24 protein-coding genes are annotated in these 21336 nt (G+C 68.9%); 15 read left to right on the top strand and 9 right to left on the bottom strand.

The genetic code is table 11. The annotated features are described in order from the left end of the window. Window positions 1–3 precede the first annotated feature (3 nt). The 8 genes from BJ980_RS17000 to secA all read left to right on the top strand — a co-directional run bounded on the left by BJ980_RS17000 (window position 4) and on the right by secA (window position 8696). The gene (locus BJ980_RS17000; RefSeq protein WP_343047850.1) at window positions 4–684 is read left to right on the top strand and encodes a response regulator; all 681 of its coding nucleotides are present in this window, start codon (window positions 4–6) and stop codon (window positions 682–684) included. 5 nt (window positions 685–689) lie between these two features. Beyond that, complete coding sequence (locus tag BJ980_RS17005; RefSeq protein ID WP_179503385.1) at window positions 690–1928, top strand: DNA glycosylase AlkZ-like family protein; 1239 nt, start codon at window positions 690–692, stop codon at window positions 1926–1928. A gap of 28 nt (window positions 1929–1956) precedes the next feature. Then, a complete protein-coding gene (locus BJ980_RS17010; protein ID WP_179503386.1) occupies window positions 1957–2562 on the top strand; it encodes a DUF4178 domain-containing protein in 606 nt (201 codons plus the stop codon). An 11-nt stretch (window positions 2563–2573) separates the two neighbouring features. After that, a complete protein-coding gene (locus BJ980_RS17015; RefSeq protein ID WP_179503387.1) occupies window positions 2574–3137 on the top strand; it encodes a DUF2617 family protein in 564 nt (187 codons plus the stop codon). Then, window positions 3130–3732: a DUF4247 domain-containing protein gene (locus BJ980_RS19120; protein ID WP_179503388.1), complete on the top strand. Its 603-nt coding sequence runs from the start codon at window positions 3130–3132 to the stop codon at window positions 3730–3732. The genes BJ980_RS17015 and BJ980_RS19120 overlap by 8 nt, the downstream gene beginning before the upstream one ends. A gap of 10 nt (window positions 3733–3742) precedes the next feature. Continuing rightward, window positions 3743–4165 carry a DUF350 domain-containing protein gene (locus tag BJ980_RS17025; RefSeq protein WP_179503389.1) on the top strand — a complete coding sequence of 141 codons (423 nt, stop codon included), beginning with the start codon at window positions 3743–3745 and terminating at the stop codon, window positions 4163–4165. Window positions 4166–4259: 94 nt separating this feature from the next. Further along, complete coding sequence (locus tag BJ980_RS17030) at window positions 4260–5777, top strand: polyamine aminopropyltransferase (RefSeq protein ID WP_246279997.1); 1518 nt, start codon at window positions 4260–4262, stop codon at window positions 5775–5777. Window positions 5778–5900: 123 nt separating this feature from the next. Further along, window positions 5901–8696: a preprotein translocase subunit SecA gene (gene secA, locus BJ980_RS17035; protein WP_179503391.1), complete on the top strand. Its 2796-nt coding sequence runs from the start codon at window positions 5901–5903 to the stop codon at window positions 8694–8696. A 42-nt stretch (window positions 8697–8738) separates the two neighbouring features. Here secA and BJ980_RS17040 read toward each other — a convergent pair whose 3' ends face one another. Continuing rightward, entirely contained in the window at window positions 8739–9326 is a 588-nt protein-coding gene (locus tag BJ980_RS17040) for an Rv3235 family protein (protein ID WP_179503392.1), read from the bottom strand. Then, window positions 9326–10036 carry a LysM peptidoglycan-binding domain-containing protein gene (locus BJ980_RS17045; protein ID WP_179503393.1) on the bottom strand — a complete coding sequence of 237 codons (711 nt, stop codon included), beginning with the start codon at window positions 10034–10036 and terminating at the stop codon, window positions 9326–9328. The genes BJ980_RS17040 and BJ980_RS17045 overlap by 1 nt, the downstream gene beginning before the upstream one ends. 121 nt (window positions 10037–10157) lie before the next feature. Between BJ980_RS17045 and BJ980_RS17050 the strand changes: the two genes are divergently transcribed. After that, the gene (locus BJ980_RS17050) at window positions 10158–10697 is read left to right on the top strand and encodes a hypothetical protein (RefSeq protein WP_179503394.1); all 540 of its coding nucleotides are present in this window, start codon (window positions 10158–10160) and stop codon (window positions 10695–10697) included. Between the two features lie 27 nt (window positions 10698–10724). Here BJ980_RS17050 and BJ980_RS17055 read toward each other — a convergent pair whose 3' ends face one another. From BJ980_RS17055 to BJ980_RS17070, 4 genes are read right to left on the bottom strand one after another with little or no spacing between them, the layout of a single operon-like run. After that, a complete protein-coding gene (locus tag BJ980_RS17055) occupies window positions 10725–11051 on the bottom strand; it encodes a sec-independent translocase (protein ID WP_179503395.1) in 327 nt (108 codons plus the stop codon). Between the two features lie 3 nt (window positions 11052–11054). Beyond that, a complete protein-coding gene (locus BJ980_RS17060) occupies window positions 11055–12218 on the bottom strand; it encodes an Mrp/NBP35 family ATP-binding protein (RefSeq protein ID WP_179503396.1) in 1164 nt (387 codons plus the stop codon). Window positions 12219–12229: 11 nt separating this feature from the next. Then, on the bottom strand, window positions 12230–12772 hold the full coding sequence (locus BJ980_RS17065; RefSeq protein WP_179503397.1) for a DUF1003 domain-containing protein: 543 nt from the start codon (window positions 12770–12772) through the stop codon (window positions 12230–12232). Further along, window positions 12765–14024: a magnesium transporter MgtE N-terminal domain-containing protein gene (locus BJ980_RS17070; RefSeq protein ID WP_179503398.1), complete on the bottom strand. Its 1260-nt coding sequence runs from the start codon at window positions 14022–14024 to the stop codon at window positions 12765–12767. Before BJ980_RS17070 ends, BJ980_RS17065 begins: the two co-directional genes overlap by 8 nt. Before the next feature lie 120 nt (window positions 14025–14144). On the opposite strand from BJ980_RS17070, the gene BJ980_RS17075 reads away from it, so the two are divergent. Next, window positions 14145–15344 carry an acyl-CoA dehydrogenase family protein gene (locus tag BJ980_RS17075; RefSeq protein WP_179503399.1) on the top strand — a complete coding sequence of 400 codons (1200 nt, stop codon included), beginning with the start codon at window positions 14145–14147 and terminating at the stop codon, window positions 15342–15344. Between the two features lie 59 nt (window positions 15345–15403). Here BJ980_RS17075 and BJ980_RS17080 read toward each other — a convergent pair whose 3' ends face one another. Both BJ980_RS17080 and BJ980_RS17085 read right to left on the bottom strand, forming a co-directional pair. Further along, window positions 15404–16144, bottom strand: a complete 741-nt coding sequence (locus tag BJ980_RS17080; protein ID WP_179503400.1) for a hypothetical protein — start codon at window positions 16142–16144, stop codon at window positions 15404–15406. Continuing rightward, on the bottom strand, window positions 16141–16851 hold the full coding sequence (locus BJ980_RS17085) for a hypothetical protein (protein WP_179503401.1): 711 nt from the start codon (window positions 16849–16851) through the stop codon (window positions 16141–16143). The genes BJ980_RS17080 and BJ980_RS17085 overlap by 4 nt, the downstream gene beginning before the upstream one ends. Window positions 16852–16949: 98 nt before the next feature. On the opposite strand from BJ980_RS17085, the gene BJ980_RS17090 reads away from it, so the two are divergent. After that, a complete protein-coding gene (locus BJ980_RS17090) occupies window positions 16950–17144 on the top strand; it encodes a DUF5302 domain-containing protein (protein WP_179503402.1) in 195 nt (64 codons plus the stop codon). Between the two features lie 100 nt (window positions 17145–17244). Further along, the gene (locus BJ980_RS17095) at window positions 17245–17781 is read left to right on the top strand and encodes a MaoC/PaaZ C-terminal domain-containing protein (protein WP_179503403.1); all 537 of its coding nucleotides are present in this window, start codon (window positions 17245–17247) and stop codon (window positions 17779–17781) included. A gap of 92 nt (window positions 17782–17873) precedes the next feature. Here the strand turns inward: BJ980_RS17095 and BJ980_RS17100 are convergent, their stop codons facing one another. After that, complete coding sequence (locus BJ980_RS17100) at window positions 17874–19061, bottom strand: MFS transporter (protein ID WP_179503404.1); 1188 nt, start codon at window positions 19059–19061, stop codon at window positions 17874–17876. A 92-nt stretch (window positions 19062–19153) separates the two neighbouring features. Between BJ980_RS17100 and BJ980_RS17105 the strand changes: the two genes are divergently transcribed. The 3 genes from BJ980_RS17105 to BJ980_RS17115 all read left to right on the top strand — a co-directional run bounded on the left by BJ980_RS17105 (window position 19154) and on the right by BJ980_RS17115 (window position 21329). Next, window positions 19154–19714 carry a histidine phosphatase family protein gene (locus BJ980_RS17105; protein ID WP_179503405.1) on the top strand — a complete coding sequence of 187 codons (561 nt, stop codon included), beginning with the start codon at window positions 19154–19156 and terminating at the stop codon, window positions 19712–19714. A 33-nt stretch (window positions 19715–19747) separates the two neighbouring features. Continuing rightward, complete coding sequence (locus BJ980_RS17110; protein WP_343047851.1) at window positions 19748–20380, top strand: DUF6758 family protein; 633 nt, start codon at window positions 19748–19750, stop codon at window positions 20378–20380. A gap of 70 nt (window positions 20381–20450) precedes the next feature. Continuing rightward, window positions 20451–21329, top strand: coding sequence for a PHP domain-containing protein (locus tag BJ980_RS17115; RefSeq protein WP_179503406.1), 879 nt, complete (start codon window positions 20451–20453; stop codon window positions 21327–21329). Window positions 21330–21336 lie beyond the last annotated feature (7 nt).

Here is a 21336-nt window from a genome sequence, read left to right on the forward strand (position 1 = left end):
CGGGTGAGCGACAACCATGACGGCGAGACCGAACCGATTCGCGTGCTCGTGGTCGATGACCAAGAGCTGTTCCGGCGCGGACTGACGATGCTGCTGGGCGTCGAGTCCGGCATCGAGGTCGTCGGTGAGGCGGGTGACGGCATCGAGGGCACCGACCTCGCAGCCTCGGTCGCCCCGGACGTCGTCCTGCTCGACGTCAGGATGCCCAAGCGCACCGGCATCGAGGCCTGCGTGGCGATCAAGGAGCAGGTCCCGTCCGCGAAGATCATCATGCTCACCGTCTCCGACGAGGAGGCCGACCTCTACGAGGCCGTGAAGAGCGGAGCCTCGGGCTACCTGCTCAAGGACTCCTCGATCGACGAGGTCGCCCAGGCGGTGCGCGTCGTCGCCGATGGCCAGTCGCTGATCAGCCCGTCGATGGCGGCCAAGCTGATCGATGAGTTCAAGGCGATGTCCAAGCCCGAGAAGGACCAGATGCCGGGTCTGCGGCTCACCGAGCGCGAGCTCGAGGTCCTGCGCCTGGTGGCCAAGGGGCTGAACAACCGCGAGATCGCGCGTCAGCTCTTCATCAGCGAGAACACCGTCAAGAACCACGTCCGCAACATCTTGGAGAAGCTCCAGCTGCACTCACGCATGGAGGCAGTGATGTATGCCGTGCGCGAGAAGCTGCTCGACATCCCCTGATCGTGGTGGACTCCCTCAGCGCGGCCCAGGCACGCAGGATCGCGCTGGCCGCCCAGGGGTTCCTCGATCCCGCGCACGCGACACCGACGCTGCGCACCCTGCGCCGTACGGTCCAGCGGACCGGAGTCCTGCAGGTCGACTCGGTCAACGTGTTGCAGCGCGCGCACTACATGCCGCTCTACTCGCGGATGGGTCCCTATGACGTCGACCTGCTCCGCCGCGCCAGCCACCACACAAAGGCGCAGCCGCGCCAGCTGGTGGAGTACTGGGCGCACGTCCAGGCGTTGATGCCCGTCGACCTGTGGCCGCACATGCAGCACCGGATGGACTCCTACCGGGCCACGCGCGGCAAGTGGTGGCCGCTGGCGGCCGCGCAGGAGGGCCTCGAGCACGAGGTGCTCGCGGCGGTGGCCGACCGCGGTCCGGTGACCGCACGACAGCTCGACGAGCAGTTCTCCACCGGTCCGCGCGAACGCGAGCACTGGGGCTGGAACTGGTCCGAGGCACGCAAGGTGCTCGACTTCCTGTTCATGATCGGCGACGTGGCGGTGGCAGGTCGCAACGGCTCCTTCGAGGTCGTCTACGACCTGCCCGAGCGGGTGCTACCGGCCGACGTCCTCGCCGTGTCCCGCCCGAGCGCCGAGGAGTCGTCGCGCGAGCTGGTGCGACGCGCGGCCATCTCGCACGGCGTCGCCACGGCGAGGTGCCTGGCCGACTACTACCGGATGCCGATGCAGCCCGGAAGCGGCGGCATCGGGGCTGCGCCGGCCATAGCCCAGCTGGTCGAGGAGGGTGAGCTGCTGCCGGTCCGGATCGAGGGGTGGAAGCGGCCGGCATACCTGCACCGCGACGCGCGCATTCCCCGCAAGGTCGACGCACGCGCCCTGCTCAGCCCCTTCGACCCGGTGGTTTGGGAACGGGAGCGAGCCGAGCGGCTCTTCGACTTCCACTACCGGATCGAGATCTATGTGCCGGCTGCCAAGCGGGTGCACGGCTACTACGTGCTCCCGTTCCTGCTCGGCGATCGGCTGGCCGCGCGGGTCGACCTCAAGGCGGACCGGGGCACGGGGCGACTGCTGGTGAAGGCGGCGTACGCCGAGCAGGCAGCGCCGGCGGACACCGCGATGCACCTGGCCGCAGAGCTCGACCGGATCGCCGGGTGGCTGGGTCTCACCTCGATCGTGGTGGAGCCACGCGGCGACCTTGCCGCGGGACTCGTGGTGGAGGTCGCTAGGCTGCCCTGAGACATCGGGCTACCGAAGGAGCCACACAGTGGGCTGGTTGATCGGCATCGTCGTCCTGGCCGCAGTGGCCGCGCTCGTGGTGTGGTTCGTGCGGCGCAGGTCCAAGCCCGCGGACGGACCCTTCCAGCCGGACGACGTGGTCGGCACGGCCGACCTGGTCTCCACCGATGCTCTGCGCACGTTGCAGAACGGCGACGTGATCGAATACCTCGGCCACAAGTGGTTCGTGCGGGGTCGACTCGACTTCAACGAGGACGGCTACGTCTGGACCGAGCACCTCCTCGACGATGCCGAGGAGAAGCGCTGGGTCAGCGTGGAGGACGACGAGGGCTTCGAGGTCTCGCTGTGGCACTCCATCCCGCTCGGCGACATCGACCAGGGCACCGCGGGTGACCGCGACGTGATCGTGGCCGGGACCGCCTACCGACTCCAGGAGCGGGGCACCGCCCGATTCTCCGCCCTGGGCAGCACCGGCACCGCGCCCAGCGGCCAGATCGACTATGCCGACTACAGGAGCAATGACGGCAAGCTCCTCGGCTTCGAGAAGTTCGGGTCCTCGTGGGAGGCCTCGGTCGGCGAGATGCTGCAGCCGTTCGAGCTGACCGTGTTCCCCGGCAGCGACCGGACCGAGTGAGCCTGACCCGGATGACTGGACCCACCATCACGACGCCGGCCACCACACCGGCCCCGCACCGGCTCGCCGTCCCGTTCAGGGACGTGCGCGGCGCGGCCCTGCGCTGGGCGCTCGACCTGCCGGCGCGCGAGGCACTGGCCACCAAGGTGATCAGCCTCGGTGACGGTGCCGGCGTGCACGCCCCGGTCGTCGAGCTGAGGGTCCTCGGCGCCTCGCACCAGGTGCTGGTCCGCAACGGGACCGAGGAGTTCTCCGAGACCGTGGCCTGCGACCTGGTCGCGGGGGAGATGCTGCCGGCCAACACCGCTCGGCCCGGCTATGGGTTCACCTCGAGCACCGAGGTGTTGTCGCAGTCCGCACTCGCCGAGAGGGTGGACGACCTCGTCCAGCACCTTGACCCGAGCCCGATGGCCATCGTCGCCGGTTTCCCCGGTGATCGACTGGCCGTGACCGCACTCGAGCTGTCCGTCACCGATGACGTCCTGACCTGGCAGACCTGGCATGCCTATCCGCAGGCCGGCGAGCTCGTCCGGACCCACTCGCAGCTGGTCCTGGAGGTGACCAACCGTGTCTGACTTCCGCTCGAACCCGCCGCCACCACCACCCAACGGCCCCGGTGGACCGGGTGGTCCCGGTGCTCCTGGTGGCCCCAACGGTCCCGGTGGACCTGGCTGGCCCCCGGGCAACCCGCCGCGTTCGCCGTACACGGGTCCCAGCTCCTCGGGAGACGGACCGCGCTGGACCCTGATCGCGGTCATCGTCGGCGCACTGCTGCTGCTCTTCGTGATCCCGGTGATCGTGTCCGCGGCCGGCAACACCAGCCCGGAGAAGTGGTTGAAGGACAACTACTCCGCGCAGGGTGGCGACGTGGACTCCTCGTCCGGGCTGCGGTTCACCTCTGCGGACCCCGTCGACCAGACGGTGGCCGCGATCGACGCGGGAACTGATCCCTCGGAGAAGCGCCAAGAAGGTTCGACCTACTACCTGCGCTACAAGAGCGACTGGCTGGTCGAGGTCGAGGCAGCACCCGACGGCTCCGGTTCCGAGGTCGTCCTGTTCGAGTTCGATGCCGGCTATCAGAGCCATGGCGCAGTGCTGTTCTTCTGGAGCAGCCACTATCAGCAAGGCGGCGGACTCTTCCGCGGCGGCGGCGGAGGTAGCGGAAAGTGAAGGAAACCCGATGAACGATCTCCTTGAAGGTGTCCTGGCGTCGCTGGCATTCGGCGCTGCGGGACTGGTCCTGCTCGCGCTCGGCTACTGGCTGGTCGACCTGATGACCCCGGGCCACCTGGGCCGACTCATCTTCGTCGAGCGCAACCGGGACGCCGCACTGGTCCTGGCGTCCTCCCTGCTCGCGATCGGCGGCATCGCGGCGAGCGCGATCTATGGGGCCGAGTCCGACACCTGGGACACCCTGCTCGAGACGCTGGCCTATGGAGCGGTCGGGATCCTGATGCAGGCAGCTGCCTTCGTGGTCCTGGACCTGCTCACTCCCGGCAAGCTGGGTGACACCCTCACCGACGAGCACGACGACCCGGCCGTATGGGTCGCCGTGGCGATGAACGTGGCCGTCGGGCTGATCGTCATCGCTGCCCTGTCATGACGCTGTCCCGACCTTGACGCATCCCGCACCCGCCACAGCGGAACCCCCGGCGCCCTCGGGCGCAGGAGGCGAACGACCCGCTGGCCGGGCGATGATGGTGGTCCTGCTCGTGGCCGTCTTCATCTGCGCCGCGTGCGGACTGGTCTACGAGCTGGCCCTGGTCACCCTGGGCAGCTATCTCCTGGGCAGCTCGATCACCCAGACCTCGATCGTCATCGCGGTCACGATGTTCGCGATGGGCATCGGCGCCCTGGTCGCCAAGGGATGGCTCGGCCGCCCGCTCCTGGCGTTCCTGGCCGTCGAGCTCGGGCTCGCCGTCGTCGGTGGGTTCAGCGTCCCGATGCTCTACCTCGCCTTCGCCTGGCTGGAGTTCTACACCCCGGCGATGGTGCTCTGCGCGTTCGCGATCGGGCTCCTGATCGGGGCCGAGATCCCGTTGCTGATGGAGCTGCTGCAGCGGCTGCGTGCCCAGGACGCGGCACGCGCGGTGGCCAACATCAACGCGGTGGACTACATCGGCGCCCTGGTCGGTGGCCTGGCCTTCCCGTTCCTGCTGCTCCCGCTGTTCGACCTGTTGATCGGCACCCTGGTGGTGGCCGCGTTCAACGTCGCGGCGGCCTGGTTGGTCGCGTTCGCGCTGCTGCGGGGCCGCCGCCGGCTGGGACAGGCCAGCGTCGTGTGTGCGCTGGTCCTGGCCCTGTTGGCCACGATGGCGTGGAAGGCCTCCGAGTTCGAGGCGACCGCGCGTCAGCTGCTCTACCGCGACCCGATCATCCACGCCGAGCGCTCGGCGTACCAGGACATCGTGGTGACCCGTGGCGGCATCGTCGGCCCCGAGCGCGCGGACGTCAGGCTCTTCCTGGACGGCGACCTGCAGTTCTCCTCGGTCGACGAATACCGCTATCACGAGGCGCTGGTCCACCCGGCGATGGCCGGAGCGCACCGTCGGGTGCTGATCCTCGGCGGCGGCGACGGGCTGGCGCTCCGGGAGGTGCTGAAGTATGACGACGTCGAGGAGGTCGACCTGGTCGACCTCGATCCCGCGGTGACCGACCTGGCCCGCACCTTCGAGCCGATCAGCAGCCTCAACCGGCACTCGTTCGACGATCCCCGGGTGAGGCGGACCTCGGCGGACGCCTTCACCTGGGTCCGCGAGAACACCGACAGCGAGCGCTTCGACGCGATCATCGTCGACTTCCCGGACCCCGACTCCACGGCCACCGCCAAGCTCTACTCGCAGGAGCTCTACGCGATGCTGCGCCCGATGCTGGAACGCGACGGGCGGATGGTGGTGCAGTCGGGGAGCCCATTCTTCGCCGCCAACGCCTTCTGGTGCGTACGTCGTACCCTCGCCGCCACCGGCCTGTCCACCGTCCCGTTCCATGTCGACGTGCCGTCCTTCGGCGACTGGGGGTTCGTGCTGGCGACCCACGGCCCGAGCAAGCTCGCACTGCCCGCCGAGCGGCCGGCCGGGCTGCGCTTCGCCACCCCCGAGGTGCTGCGGGCGGCGACCGTCTTCCCGCCCGACCGCGCCGACCGACCGGGCGAGGTCTCCACGCTGCTGGATCCGGCGATCCTGGACTACACGCGCAGCGGCTGGGTCGGCTACTGAGAAGTCGCTGAGGAAGCGTGCCTCGACCGCATCGAATCTTGGTCTCGTGGGTAGCATGGCCTGCGGCGTAGGGCTGACCGGTCCTGATGCCGGCTCGACCATCTACCCAGGGAGTTCCTCCTCGTGCCTGCCATCCTCGACAAGATCCTCCGCATCGGCGAGGGCAAGATCCTTCGCGAGCTCGAGGCGATCGCCAAGGCCGTCAACGCCATCGAGGACGAGTTCGTCAAGATGAGCGACGACGAGCTCCGCGGGATGACTGCAGAGTTCAAGGAGCGCCTGGCGAAGGGCGAGACCCTCGACGACATCATGCCGGAGGCCTTCGCCACGGTCCGCGAAGCCGCCAACCGGGTGATCGGCCAGCGCCACTACGACGTCCAGATCATGGGTGGCGCGGCGCTGCACAAGGGCAACATCGCCGAGATGAAGACCGGTGAGGGCAAGACGCTGGTCGCGACCCTTCCCGCCTACCTCAACGCCCTTGCCGGACAGGGCGTCCACGTGGTCACCGTCAACGACTACCTGGCCAAGTTCCAGTCCGAGATGATGGGCCGCATCCACCACTTCCTCGGGCTGAGCACCGGCGTGATCCTGCCGTCGATGCGTCCCGCGGAGCGTCGCGAGGCCTATGCCTGCGACATCACCTACGGCACCAACAACGAGCTCGGCTTCGACTACCTGCGCGACAACATGGCGGCCAGCATCGAGGACTGCGTGCAGCGCGGCCACGGCTTCGCCATCGTCGATGAGGTCGACTCGATCCTGATCGACGAGGCTCGCACCCCGTTGATCATCTCCGGCCCGACCCAGGACGAGGTCCGCTGGTATGCCGAGTTCGCGAAGATCGCGCGTGCGATGACCCGCGACGTCGACTACGAGGTCGACGAGAAGAAGCGGACCATCTCCGTGCTCGAGTCCGGGATCACCACCGTCGAGGACCACCTCGGCATCGAGAACCTCTATGACTCGGTCAACACGCCGCTGATCTCCTTCATGAACAACTCCATCAAGGCCAAGGAGCTGTTCCGCAAGGACAAGGAATATGTCGTCATGGACGGCGAGGTGCTCATCGTCGACGAGCACACCGGCCGCATGCTCGCCGGTCGCCGCTACAACGACGGGCTGCACCAGGCCATCGAGGCCAAGGAGGGCGTGACCGTCCGCGAGGAATACCAGACCCTCGCCACCGTCACCCTGCAGAACTACTTCCGCCTCTACAAGAAGCTCTCCGGGATGACCGGTACGGCGATGACCGAGGCCAGCGAGTTCGACAAGATCTACAACCTCGGCGTCGTTCCCATCCCGACCAACAAGCCGATGCAGCGCAATGACCAGCCCGACCTCGTCTACCGGACCGAGGACGCCAAGTTCGAGGCGGTCGCCGACGACATCGCGGAGCGCCACGGCAAGGGCCAGCCGGTGCTGATCGGCACGGTCTCGGTCGAGAAGTCCGAGCGCCTGTCCACGCTGCTCAAGAAGCGCAACATCCCGCACAGCGTGCTGAACGCGAAGGTGCACGCCGACGAGGCGCGGATCGTCGCGATGGCCGGCCACAAGGGCGCGGTCACCGTGGCCACGAACATGGCCGGACGAGGCACCGACATCATGCTCGGTGGCTCGGTGGAGTTCCTTGCCGACGAGGAGCTGCGCAAGAAGGGCATCGAGCCGACCGGCGACACCGCCGAGCAGTACGAGGCCGAGTGGGAGCCCACGCTCGCGCGCATCAAGGAGCAGGTCAAGGCCGAGCACGACGAGGTGAAGAAGGCCGGCGGACTCTATGTCGTCGGCACCGAGCGTCACGAGTCGCGCCGCATCGACAACCAGCTCCGCGGTCGTTCCGGCCGTCAGGGAGACCCGGGGGAGTCGCGCTTCTACCTCTCGCTCCAGGACGAGCTGATGCGCCTGTTCAAGGCCGACATGGTCGACCGGATGCTCACCGTGCTGAAGATCCCGGACGACGTGCCGATCGAGCACAAGCGGGTCACCAACTCGATCGCCAGCGCGCAGTCGCAGCTCGAGGCCCAGAACTTCGAGTCCCGCAAGAACGTCCTGAAGTATGACGACGTGATGGACCGCCAGCGCCACGTCATCTATGACGAGCGGCGCGAGGTCCTCGAGGGTGCGGACCTCAAGGACCAGATGATCACCTTCATCGACGACGTCATCGAGGGCTACGTCAACGGCGCCACCGAGGGCTTCGCGGAGGAGTGGGACCTCGAGGCGCTGTGGGTCGCGCTCAAGCAGCTCTACCCGATCACGATCACCCTCGACGAGATCGAGGAGCGTGCGGGTGGACGGGCCGCGCTGTCGCGCACCGAGATGATCAGCGAGCTCCAGGCGGACGCCCAGGCGGCCTATGCCGAGCGCGAGGCGACACTCGGCGAGGAGAACATGCGTGACCTCGAGCGCCGCGTCGTGCTCTCGGTGCTCGACCGCAAGTGGCGCGACCACCTCTACGAGATGGACTACCTGCGCGAGGGCATCTACCTGCGTGCCTACTCGCAGCGCGACCCGCTGGTGGAGTACCAGCGCGAGGGCTTCGACATGTTCACCGCGATGATGGACAGCATCAAGGAGGAGTCGGTCGGCTTCCTGTTCAACCTGGACGTCCAGGTTGAGGAGGAGGAGCCTGCCGGTGAGGTCGAGGGCGACGCCCCGGCTGCCGAGGAGGAGCACACTCCCCGGATCACGGCCAAGGGCCTCGAGGCACCCAAGCAGGTGCAGAACCTCTCCTACACCGGTCCCGCGGAGGACGGCGAGGCCGAGGTCACCGGCCCGGCCCCGGCGAGCAACGCCGACGACCCGTTCGCCGGCACCGGCCGCAACGCCGACTGCCCGTGCGGTTCGGGCAAGAAGTACAAGAAGTGCCACGGGGCGCCGAACGGTCCGACCGGGCACACCACCCGCGTCAACGGCTGAGCAGCTCCACGAGAAACGGCTGAGCCGCTCCGCCCGAGCGGCTCAGCCGAACTCGAGCGCGGTGGCCTGCCAGCGCCCGCCGAGCACCTCGAGTCGTCCGGCGAGCACCCGGAAGCGCGGACCGCAGCGCAGCAGCGCGGAGAACTCGACGACCTCGTCGTCGAGGAAGCTGGTGTGCACCGTCTGGACCTGCGGGCGCACTGCCGGGTGCCGCGAGGGACCCTTGCCGCCCTGGTGCACCCTGGCTCGGGAGACGACGCCGGCCCGGTAGGCGAGCTCGTTGTGCACCGCCGGTGTCGTCCAGCGCAACAGCTGCGAGACCGGTCGCGCCCCGTTGGTGACCTCGGAGACGGCTTGGCTGAACGTGTGCACCCAACGCTGCAGGTCACGTCGTACGACGGCGGGCACGTCGACCACGTCGGCTCCCCGCAGGGCGGTCGTGGGGGCAGAGGCCGGGGGCTCGAGGGCGGAGTCGATCTCGAGGGCCAGGGTTCCTTGCACGCTGGTCGTGCCGAGCCCGTCACCACGGCGGGGACTCACCAGTGACATCACGGCCCGGGGGTTGCCTGCGGTGACCGAGCGCGGGCCGGTGGCAGTGCGGGGGCCGGTGGCTGTGCGGTTGCTGTTCATCACTTCTCCTTGGGTGAGGCGGGCAGGTCGAGGGTGGTGCCGGGGTGGATCAGGTCGGGATCAGAACCGATCAGGTGCCGGTTGGCAGCCCAGATTTGGCGCCAGGCCCGGGTGATCTCGGAGTCGTCGGCTCCCGGTGCCAGGCGGGACTCGGCGAGTCCCCAGAGGCTGTCGCCGGGCTGCACGGTGTGCCGGGCACGGTGCGAGGCCGGCGACCCAGTCGGGTTGCGGGTCGGTTCCGGTCGGTCGTGGCCCGAGACCGGGGCCGGGTCCTGCGAGGCGGCCCGGTCGGGGAGCGGCAGGCCGGAGAGCACCGTCCGATCGCCGGGGACCGGCGCCGGCGGTTGCCCGACCGTGGTGTCCGCGTGCGCCGGCGCGAGGCCGGCGACAAGGCTCAGGCCACAGGCGGCCAGCACCACGCGGCGCACGCCGGCTGGGCCGAAACCGATGTGGAGCGCGGTGCCGGCCTCGATGCAGGTGACCAGGGTGACCAGCCAGAACCACGCCAGGCACGCGGTGAGGACGACGGCCGCGCCGGGCACCAGGACCTCGTCGAACCGACCCGTGGCCAGGGTCTGGTCGTCCAGGGCCGCGGCACGAGCCAGGTCATCGGCAAGCAGTCGTAGGGCCGCTGCCGCCGCGGTGGTGACGACGGTGAGGACGAGCAGGCAACGCAGGAGCGGTGCCGGTGGTGATTCCCGAGTAATCATCGCAATGCTTTCGTTTGCGTGTGTTTGCTTGAGTCAATTCCTGTTCGGCGCCTTAGTCAAGCGTTTGTCCACAGGCTCCGCTCGCAAGGACCCGGTCGAAGGGAGGCCCTAGCCTGTGTCCATGACCTGGGAGAGAGACCTGTTCGACTTCCTCGACGATCTCGAGGCGCAGGCAGAGAGCGCGTTCGCCGAGGAGCGTGAGTTCGAGGTGCTCGACCGAGCGCGCGGAGAATATGCCAGCGTCGGCCTGCTCGAGCGGCTGATGGCCAGCGTCGGGGGACAGGTCGGGTTGCACCTGCTCGGAGTGGGCCACCTCGAGGGACGACTGGCCAGGGTGGCCGACGGATGGTGCCTGCTGGAGAGCGGCGGCCACGAGTGGATGGTGCGCCTGAGCGCGATCGAGCTGGCACGCGGCCTGTCGACCCGGGCGGTCCCGCCGGACGCCTGGCCGGTGACCGCCAAGCTCGGCTTCGGCTCAGCGCTGCGGCGGATTGCCGAGTCGGGGTCGCGGTGCCAGATCAGGCTGATCGGCGGGGGACAGTACGACGTACTGCCTCAGCGGGTGGGCGCCGACTTCCTCGAGGCCACGACCGGGACGCAGGGCGAGAGCGTCCTCTACCGGTTCGAGGCGATCGCCGCCGTGCACACGCCCCAGGGGTGAACCGGTGAATGACCGGCCGAGCGCAGGTCAGGTCGCCTCGGGGTCGTAGGGCGGGAGCTCACCCTCGACGAGCGCGCGCCGATCCGCCTCGGCGGACTCGTTGTCGGCATCGTTCATCGCCTCGATGATGTGCTTGCGCACGATCGTGCGGGGATCCAGGTCGCGGAGCTCCAGGTCGGAGAACTCGGGGCCCAGCTCGTTGCGCAGGTCGTCGCGCGTGGTGTCGGCGAAGCTCTTCATCTGCCGGAAGAAGCGTCCCGCTTGACGGGCAAGATCAGGCAGCTTGTCCGGACCGAAGACGAGCACCGCCACCAGGGCGATGACTGCCATCTCCGGCAGCCCGACACCGAACACGGATCAGAACCTGGCGGAAGGAGTCAGCCCGAGTTGCATGCCGGCCAGTCCGCGACCGCGACCGGAGAGGTGGTCGGCGACGCCGGCGAGTTCGCGAGCGGCAAGGGCCGACGGGTCGGCCTCGACGATCGGCTTGCCCACGTCGCCACCCTCGCGCAGGGAGATGTCGAGAGGAATCCGGGCGAGCACCTTGACGTCATAGCCGAACCGCTCCGACAAGGTGGCGGCCACGCGGTCGCCGCCGCCGGAACCGAAGACCTCGAGGCGGTGGTCCTCGCCCTTCTCGGCGCAGTGCGGGCAGGGGAGATAGCTCATGTTCTCGATCACGCCCACCACACGCTGGTGCATCATCGAGGCCATCGTCCCGGCGCGCTCGGCGACCTCGGCCGCGGCCTCCTGCGGCGTGGTGACCACGACGACCTCGGCGCTGGGCAGGTGCTGGCCCAGGGAGATCGCGACGTCACCGGTGCCCGGCGGAAGGTCGAGCAGCAGCACGTCGAGGTCGCCCCAGTAGACGTCGGCGAGCATCTGGACCAGGGCCCGGTCGAGCATCGGGCCACGCCATGCGACGACCTGGTCGCGACGCGGCTTGAGCATCCCGATCGAGATGACCGAGACGCCCGAGGAGGTGGGGACGGGCATGATCAGGTCGTCGACCTGGGTGGGGCGCGAGTCGCCCACACCGAGCATGGCCGGGACCGAGTGGCCATAGATGTCGGCGTCCACGATGCCGACCTTCAGGCCCTGCTTGGCGAACGACAGTGCGAGGTTGACGGTGACCGAGGACTTGCCGACACCGCCCTTGCCGCTGGCGATCGCATAGACCTTGGTCAGCGACCCGGCCTGGGCGAAGGGGATCTCCCGCTCGGCCTTGCCGTCGGAGAGGACGTTCTTGAGCTCGCCACGCTGCTCGGCGGTCATCACGCCCAGCTCGAGGTCGACGCCACTCACGCCGGGGACCCGGCTGACGGCCGCGGTCACGTCACGATTGATGGTGTCCTTGAGGGGGCAACCGGCGACGGTGAGGAGCACCTTGACCGACACCATGCCGGCCTCGCCGATCTCGACGGTGTCGACCATTCCGAGATCTGTGATGGGACGCTTGATCTCGGGGTCGTTCACGGTGGCCAGCGCCGCGTGGACCTGCTCGATGGTGAGGGTGCTCATGGCTCCCAAGACTACGCGCTACCCGGCGAGGAGTCGTTTCCGGGACCGGGATCTGGAGACTCGGGAGGAACCACACCGCGATCCTCCAGATCGCCCATCAGGGAGCGGAGCTCGGAGCGCAGGAAGTCGCGGGTGGTGGTCTCGCCGACGGCCATCCGCAACGAGGCGACCTCGCGGGCCAGGAACTCCATGTCGGCGTGGGCGCGCGCGTTGGCCTGACGGTCCTGCTCGGCGATCACCTTGTCCCGGGTCTCCTGCCGGTTCTGGGCGAGCAGGATCAGCGGAGCGGCGTACGAGGCCTGCAGGCTCAGCATCAGGGTGAGGAAGATGAACGGGTAGTCGTCCCAGCGCAGGTCCTCGGGTGCGAGCAGGTTCCACACGATCCAGATCAGCACGAAGGCCGTCATGTAGATCAGGAACTTGGCGGTCCCCATGAACCGGGCGAACTGCTCGGCGAAGACCCCGAACGTGTCCGAGTCGTACGACGGGCGCCGGACCAGGGAGCGACGTACGTCCTGGGGCGTGTCGAGGCGGGCGCGGCGCTGGTCAGCCATGCGTCACCCCGGTGCGGGGCATCCGGTCGCGCCAGTTGTCGGGAAGCATGTGGTCCAACAGGTCGTCGACGGTGACCGCGCCCAGCAGGCGCCCGTCCTCGTCGACCACCGGAGCGGCAACCAGGTTGTACGTCGCCAGGTGGGCGGCCACCTCGTCGATGGACATGTTCGGCCGCAACGGGTCGAGGGTGGTGTCCAGTGCCGCGGCGACCAGCGTCGAGGGCGGTTCGCGCAGCAGCTTCTGGATGTGGGCGACCCCGATCAGGCGACCTGTGGGGGGCTCCAGCGGCGGGCGGCAGACATAGACCAGGGCCGCGAGCGACGTGGTCAGGTCGGGGTTACGCACGTGCGCGAGAGCATCGGCGATGGTGGCGTCGGTCGGCAGGATCACGGGCTCGACGGTCATCATCGCGCCGGCAGTCTGCTCGGCGTACGACATCAACCGCTTGACGTCCTCGGCGCCCTCGGGCTCCATCAGCTCGAGCAGCTCGGCTGCGGTCTCCGGGGCGAGGTCGGCGATCAGGTCGGCTGCGTCGTCGGGCGACATCTCCTCCAGCACGTCGGCTGCGCGCTCGCGCTCGAGGAACTGCAGGATCTCGACCTGGTCCTCCTCGGGAAGCTCCTCGAGGACGTCGGCCAGGCGCTCGTCGTCGAGCTCGGCCACGACCGCCGCACGCCGATCGGCGGGCAGGTCGTGGATCATCGTGGCCGCATCCGCGGGACGCATCTCGTTGAGCTTGGCGAGCAGCTGGGTGGCGGCCTGGGTGTCCTGCTGACGCGTGACACCGCTCACCTCCTGCCACTCCATGACGTGGGTCTGCCCACGCCGCCGGAAGCCGTGACCCGGCTCCTGGAGCGCCACCCGGCTGAGCACCCAGTCGCGGTTGCGCGCCTGCTCCATGGCCACGTCATAGACGGTCCCGGTGATCTCGGTGCCGTCGACGCGGACCTGGCGGTCGAGCATCTCGCCGATGACCAGGGTCTCGGTCGGTCGCTGCTCGAAGCGGCGCATGTTCAGCAGGCCCGTCGTGTAGACCTGACCTGCATCGATGTTGGTCACCCGGGTCATCGGGACGAAGATCCGGCGCCTGCCGAAGACCTCGGCCACCAGGCCGAGCACCCGGGGCTGACTGATCTCGCTGCGCACCGACACGACGAGGTCCCTGACCTTGCCGACCTGGTCGCCCTGGGGGTCGAAGATCGGCAGCCCGATCAGTCGGGCCACGAAGACGCGGGAAGGGGCAGTGCTCACGAAAAGCAACCGTAGCCGGTGCGGTGCTGCCTGCGTGTTAGCGTGCCGAGGTTCGCGCGGGAACTTTGCCGCGCCACGACGTACGGCCCCTCGCGGGCCGACCCGGAAAGGAACCATTCAATGGGCCGACTTGCCACCACCGAGGGCCTGACCGACATCCAGGAAGAGATCCTGAAGACGGTCCGGCAGTTCGTCGAGGAGAAGATCATCCCCGTCGCCCAGGACCTGGAGCACGCGGATGAATACCCCACCGAGATCATCGAGGGTCTCAAGGAGCTGGGCATCTTCGGGCTGACGATCCCCGAGGAGTTCGGCGGCCTGGGCGAGTCCCTGCTGACCTATGCGCTCGTCGTCGAGGAGATCGCCCGCGGCTGGATGAGCGTCTCCGGTGTGATCAACACCCACTTCATCGTCGCCTACCTGCTGATGAACCACGGCACCCAGGAGCAGAAGGAGAAGTACCTTCCGCGGATGGCCACCGGCGAGGTGCGCGGCGCGTTCTCGATGTCCGAGCCGTCCCTGGGCTCCGACGTCTCGGCGATCTCCACCAAGGCCACCAAGGCCACCGACGGCAGCTACTCGATCACCGGCCAGAAGATGTGGCTGACCAACGGTGGCACCTCGACCCTGGTCGCAGTGCTGACCAAGACCGACGAGGGTGCCGACTCGGTCTACAAGAACATGTCCACCTTCCTGGTCGAGAAGGAAGCGGGCTTCGGCGAGACGGCTCAGGGCGTCACCGTCCCCGGCAAGCTCGAGAAGATGGGCTACAAGGGCGTCGAGACGACCGAGCTGATCCTGGACGGCCACAAGATCGCCGCGGACCAGATCCTCGGCGGCGAGCCCGGCAAGGGCTTCTTCCAGATGATGGACGGCGTCGAGGTCGGCCGGGTCAACGTTGCCGCGCGTGCCTGCGGCCTGGCTTGGCGCGGCTTCGAGCTCGGCATCGCCTATGCCCAGCAGCGCAAGACCTTCGGCAAGGTCATCGCCGAGCACCAGGCAGTGCTCTTCCGCCTCGCGGAGATGGCGACCAAGGTCGAGACCGCCCACACGATGATGGTGCGCGCCGCGCGGCTGAAGGACACCGGCCAGCGGATGGACGTCGAGGCCGGCATGGCCAAGATGGTCGCCTCCGAATATGCCAACGAGGTCGTCGAGGACTCCTTCCGCATCCACGGTGGCTACGGCTACTCCAAGGAGTACGAGATCGAGCGCCTGATGCGCGAGGTCAAGTTCATGCTCATCGGTGAGGGCACCTCGGACATCCAGAAGATGATCATCGGGCGCAGCCTGCTCAAGGACTACAAGCTGAAGGGCTGAGCCCACAGCGCGAAGAGGCCCGATCCCCGGTGGGGATCGGGCCTCTCGTCGTTGTGGGCTCAGGAGCTGGGGGTGGTCGATTCCTTGGCCGAGGGGCTGCTGGAGCTCTTCGGTGCCTTGGCCTTGGTGGCACGCCAGGACCACGACGCGAGGACGCTGTCGACCAGCTTGGTGCGTGAGGTGGCGCCGAGCTCGGGGGAGAACGAGAAGGTGATCACCGTGATCGCTCCCTTGTCGTCGATGGTGACGAGCTCCTCCAGGAAGTAGCGCACGGAGTCGACCTTCGCGGCGCCGCGATAGTGCAGCGCCTCGACCCCGTCGAGGACCACCCGGGGCTGGACATCGAGATCCGGGACGGTCTTGGCGAGCTGCGAGGCCACGGATGCCTCCAGCTCGTCCAGGGTCGAACCTGCCGGGGCCTTCTGGTGGGCCACGGTGATGTTGTCCAGGAACCCGTCATCGGCGTCGGCCTCCTCCGCGACGGAGTCGATCGAGGGGTCGGTGGCCAGCGGCGTGCCCTTCACCCAGCCCTTGGGCATCCGATAGGTGTAGCCCTTGCCCTTCACCGTCTTGCCGGTGGCAGGGCGGCCGAAGTCGGTGTCGCGCAGGGCGGTCTCGCTCGCGGACGGCTCAGCGGTGGCCGAGGGCGATGGCGAGGCCGACTTCTTCGCGTCGGGCTCGTCGTCACCGCCGCAGGCGCCCAGCAGGCTCAGGCCGAGCACTGCTGCCAGCGCAGGGGCCAACGCAGGGGCAAGGAACCTGGCCCGGGTCGGGTGGGACGGGTGCTCGGATCGCTTCATCGATCTCCTTGGACGTCGGCGGTGTTCCACTGCCACGATGCGAGCACCTGGGTGATCAGGCCCTGACGCTCGCTCAGCGATCGTTCGGCTGAGATCGTGAAGGACAGTGCATACATGGTGCCATCGTGCAGCACGGCGTACTGGTCGAAGATGAAGTCGGCCCGGCCGGTGTTGGCCTCGGCCCTCGCGTGCGCGGCCGTCAGAGCGTCGATGCGCACCCGGTCGCCGATCACGATGTCGTCGCTGAGGTAGCCAAGATCGGCATGCGCGTTGTTCTCGTAGGCGTTGAGCGTCTTGTCCTCGAGGACCGTCACGGTGAGGTTCTCGCGCACGCCGTCGACCTCGGGGCCGGCCATCGCGGTGTCCGCGGCCATGTCCTCGCGGGCGAGGTCGGCAGAGATGTCCGTCCAGCCCGGGGGAGCGGTCCAGGAGTAGTCGGTGCCGCTGACCTCCTTGCCCCGGATCGACGAGCCGGCCTCGGCGGCCCCTGCAGGACCGGGGTTGCTCGGGACCGACTTGTTGAGTGCGTCCAGGTCGGGCAACCAGGTGGAGGAGTCCTGCGGCTCGGAGGTCTCGCTCGACTGGTCCGGGTCCGCACTCGCACCCATGGATGCCTCGGGTTTCGACACGTCCGCCCCGCAGCCGCTCAGGGCGATCAGGGCTGCCACGAGGGCAACTGCCGATGCACGGCGCGGCGGACGGGACATGCACCTCAAACTACCCCGTTCCCTGCCAACAAACCCCTTGGCCACGACACGTGGTGGTGCGATGGTGGAAGTCCGACCGACTCGAGAAGGGCGATCACATGACCGACGCCAGTGAGGCCAACGCCGATCTGAAGGCCAAGATGCGCGAGGCACTCGACAAGAAGAACCAGGCCAGCCACCCCACCGATGCGGATGGACATCCGACGGGCCACGAGAAGGTGCACGGGTCCGAGGTCGACGGCGGAGCCGCCCCGAAGATGCACCGCCGCAAGGCCGGCGGCGGGGGTGCCTGAGCAGCGCTGAGAGGAAAATCTCGCTGAGACGGGGTGCGGTACGGCGCCAGGGGCGTCCTAGTCTGGGTGCCCACACCCCGTCCCAGCAGAGGAGCATGTCGTGCAGTTCGGCCGCAGCTATGAGGAGTTCGAGGTCGGAGCGACCTACAAGCACTGGCCAGGAAAGACGGTCACCGAGTTCGACGACCACATGTTCTGCCTGCTGACCATGAACCACCACCCGCTGCACCTCGACGTCAACTACGCCGAGGAGACCACCCAGTTCGGCAAGAACGTCGTGGTCGGCAACTACGTCTACTCGATCCTGCTGGGCATGTCCGTGCCGGACATCTCGGGCAAGGCGATCGCCAACCTCGAGATCGAGTCGCTGCGCCACGTCGCGCCGACCTTCCACGGCGACACCCTCTATGGCGAGACCAAGGTCCTCGACAAGTGGGAGTCGAAGTCGAAGGACGACCGCGGCGTCGTCTACGTCGAGACGATCGGCTACAACCAGGACGGCAAGATCGTGTGCATCTTCCGTCGCAAGGTGATGGTCCCCAAGGACAACTACCTCACCTCGCGAGGTGGCGAGCAGCCCGGCCGCCCGGTGCCGCAGCCGGACAAGAACTGGCCCGGCGAGCAGAAGGCCGACTGAGCAGACGCTGGCTGATCTCACGCCGACTGATCAGACGCCGAGCCGTCACTTGTTCACCGTTCGACTGGTGAACAAGTGACGGCTCGTTGCGTTCAGCGCTCGACCACGTCCGGCTCGTTGACCGGGGCGAAGTGCTTGGCCAGCGGCCAGATGGCCAGGATCAGCACCATCGGCACGGCGAAGCCGAGCCGCAGCGAGTCCGCCCCGACCAGCCCGGTCAGTACGGCGCCGAGCAGCGCGCCGACATAGTTGAACTGGTTGAACCGGCCGATCACGACGTCGACCCGCGCCTGGCGGAGCTCCTCGGGCACCTCGGGGCCGCCCGCGATCCGTGCCGCTGCGGAATAGCTCAGTGGTGCGATCACCGCGACTCCGAGGCCGAGCAGGGTGAACCCCACGACGGCGATCTGCCAGGCCGGCGCGGCGACCACGACGACCAGCGCGAAGGCGGCCAGCACCCCGCCGGCCCGCAGCACGGCCACGGGGCCGAACCGGGTGACGAGTGCGTCGCCGCCCAGGCGCATCAACAAGGTGGCCAGCAGGTAGGGGAACGTGGCGAGGGCGACGAGTCGCTCCGGCGTGGCGAACGTGGTGTCCAGGTAGGTCGGTCCCCAGGCGGTCGCGGCCGTGTCGACCATGTAGAAGAGCACCATGCCCAGGCCGACCAGGACGATCGGTCGCCAGAGGACCTCGACCGCCGGGCCGTGCGCGGTCGGGTCCGTGGCCCGGGGCAGGAACGGCCCGAAGGCGACGATCAGGGGGATGACGGCAGCGGCGACGACGGGGTAGAGCCCGGTCGCGGCGAGGGTGATCCCGGCCCCGATCAGCCCGCCCAGGGTCCAGGCGCCGTGGAACGAGGGCAGGATCGTGCGCGCATAGACGCGCTCGACGGCGACGGCCTGCATGTTGCTCGCGGCATCGACGAGTCCTAGGCCGACGCCGTACACCGCCAGGCCGGCGACGAATCCCGCGAAGCTGGGCGCCGCGGCGACCAGGGCAGCGCCCAGTGCGATCACGACGAGGCCGCCGCGCAGCACCGTCCCGCTGGGGATCCGCTTGGCCAGGGACTCGGCAAGCACCGAACCGACCCCGGCCAGCAGCACCATCATCAGCAGCAGCCCGGACAGGGCGGCCTCGCCGATGTCCCACTTGTCCTTCAGCGCGGGCAGTCGGGTGGTCAGGCTGATGAAGAGCAGCCCCTGGGCCAGGAACGCGCCGGCGACGGCGGCGCGCGCACCGACCGCAGCGGATGCCGCGGACGTCGGCGGAGCAGGGAGCACCCGGGGAGCATGGCACAGCTGGGCGTCGGTGGTGCATGGTTCGGCCCAAGCTCGTCCGGCAGCGGCGGGGCCGCCTCTGCCATGCTGGCGCCATGACGCATGAGCTGTGGCTGGTCCGGCATGGCGAGACTGAGTGGAGCCGCGACGGCAAGCACACCTCGGTCACCGACCTGCCGCTCACCGAGAACGGGACCGAGGTGGCGCGGTCGCTGGCCGAGAAGCTCGGCGGCATCGACTTCGACCTGGTGCTGAGCAGCCCGCGGATCCGGGCCCGGCACACCGCGGAGCTGGCGGGCTTCGGCGATGCCGAGATCGACGACGACCTGGTCGAGTGGGCCTATGGCGACTATGAGGGGATCACCACCAAGGAGATCCGTCGCACCGTGCCCGGTTGGACCGTCTGGACGCACCCCTCCCCGGGCGGGGAGAGCGAGGCGGAGGTGGCCACCAGGCTCGATCGCGTGGTCGCTCGCGCGCTGGCCACTCCGGGCCGGACCCTGGCCTTCGCGCACGGCCACTCGTTGCCGGCGCTGGCTGCACGCTGGCTCGGGCTGCCCGCCTCCGCTGGTCGGATGTTCCGCCTCGACACGGCCACGATCTCCGTGCTGGGACACCACCGCGAGACCCCGGTGATCCTGCGGTGGAACGCTTGACGGCTGCCTGATCCCTGGCCCACGGTGGGAGGCGTGCACCTGTCGGCGACGTGTCCTCGGTGCCCGGCGCCGACGATCCCGGCCGCCGGTTCGCCGTCCTGCCCGACCCATGGCGAGGTGGCGCCGCTGTGGAGGCCACGCGTTGCGTCGTACGACGCACTGGCCGAGCACCTCGCCCATGCCGACGGCTTCCCGACCTATCTGCCCTGGCCGATGGCCGCCGACTGGCGGGTGACGGACTTCGGGGTGGTGCGCGGGAGCAACGGTCCGCGGGCGACGATGAGCGCCGTCGCAGGCTGGACCGATGCCGACGGCCCCGTCGAGCTGCTGGTGGTCAGCGAGGAGGCGGGCACCGGCCTGGGAGCCCGCGTGGCGCGCACCGTGCACTCGGATCCCGGCTCCACGATCCAGGCCGATCGGCCCGCGGTGCGGATCAGGCTGGACTCGCAGCAGGTCCCGCTCTGGGCGATCCCGACCGACGACGCACACGAGGCGATGGAGACGTCGGTGCTTGCAGGGGAGGCTCATGGACGGTGGCTCTGGTTGGTGGTCCGACCGGCCTCGGCGGTGATGGTGCTGCACAAGGACTGGTTGCTCGCCGACGTCTCCGGGATCGGGGCACCGCTGCTGGAGCTGGCCTTCGGAGGCCCAGCCCCGCACTGGTGAGCGACCCTGCTGAGGCAGGAGGGCCACGCCATCACCGGAGTCGCTGCGCCCCCTCCATTACGCTGCCCGTGTGCGCATCGATCTCCACACCCACTCCCGCGCCAGCGATGGCACCGACACGCCTGGTGACCTGGTGCGGGCCGCAGTCCGGTCGGGCCTCGACGTGGTGGCACTCACCGACCACGACACCCACGACGGGTGGGCCGAGGCGGCGCAGGCGGCAGCGGAGACCGGCATCACCCTGGTGCGGGGCATGGAGATCAGCACCCGGCACAACGGCAAGAGCGTGCACCTGTTGGGCTATCTGCCCGACCCCGACCACCCACCCCTGGTCGCCGCGCTCACCGGCATCCTCGACGGGCGCAACGCGCGCCTGCCGGCCATCCTGGCCCGCCTGGTCGAGCTCGGCATCGAGATCGAGGAGGCGGAGGTCCACGCCCTGGCCGGTGACCCGGCTGCGACCGGGCGCCCGCACATCGCCGACGTACTGGTCGAGCGCGGGATCGTGGTGGACCGCACCCAGGCGTTCAACGAGTTCCTCAGCCCCGGCCGGCCCGCCTATGTGACCCGGACGGCCGCCGATCTTCGCGAGATGATCGGGATCGTGGCGGACGCCGGCGGGGTCACCGTGATCGCGCACCCGTGGGGACGGACCGATCCGGCGGGGATGGGCGAGCCCGTACTTGCCGACCTGCGCGATGCCGGCCTGTCCGGGATCGAGGTCGATCACCAGGACCACTCGCCGCAGGCCCGGGCGGATCTCACTGCGATTGCCGACAACCTGGGCCTGGTCCGGACCGGCTCGAGCGACTATCACGGCCTCGGGAAGACCAACCACGACCTCGGCTGCAACACCACCGACCCCGAGCAGTTCGAGCGGTTGATCGGATTGGCCGAGGGTGCTGCCGCGGCGTCGGGTCGAGTGACACCCGGTGTGCTGCGTCCCTGAACGACAC

Source organism: Nocardioides daedukensis (assembly GCF_013408415.1).
GTDB classification, from domain to species: domain Bacteria; phylum Actinomycetota; class Actinomycetes; order Propionibacteriales; family Nocardioidaceae; genus Nocardioides; species Nocardioides daedukensis.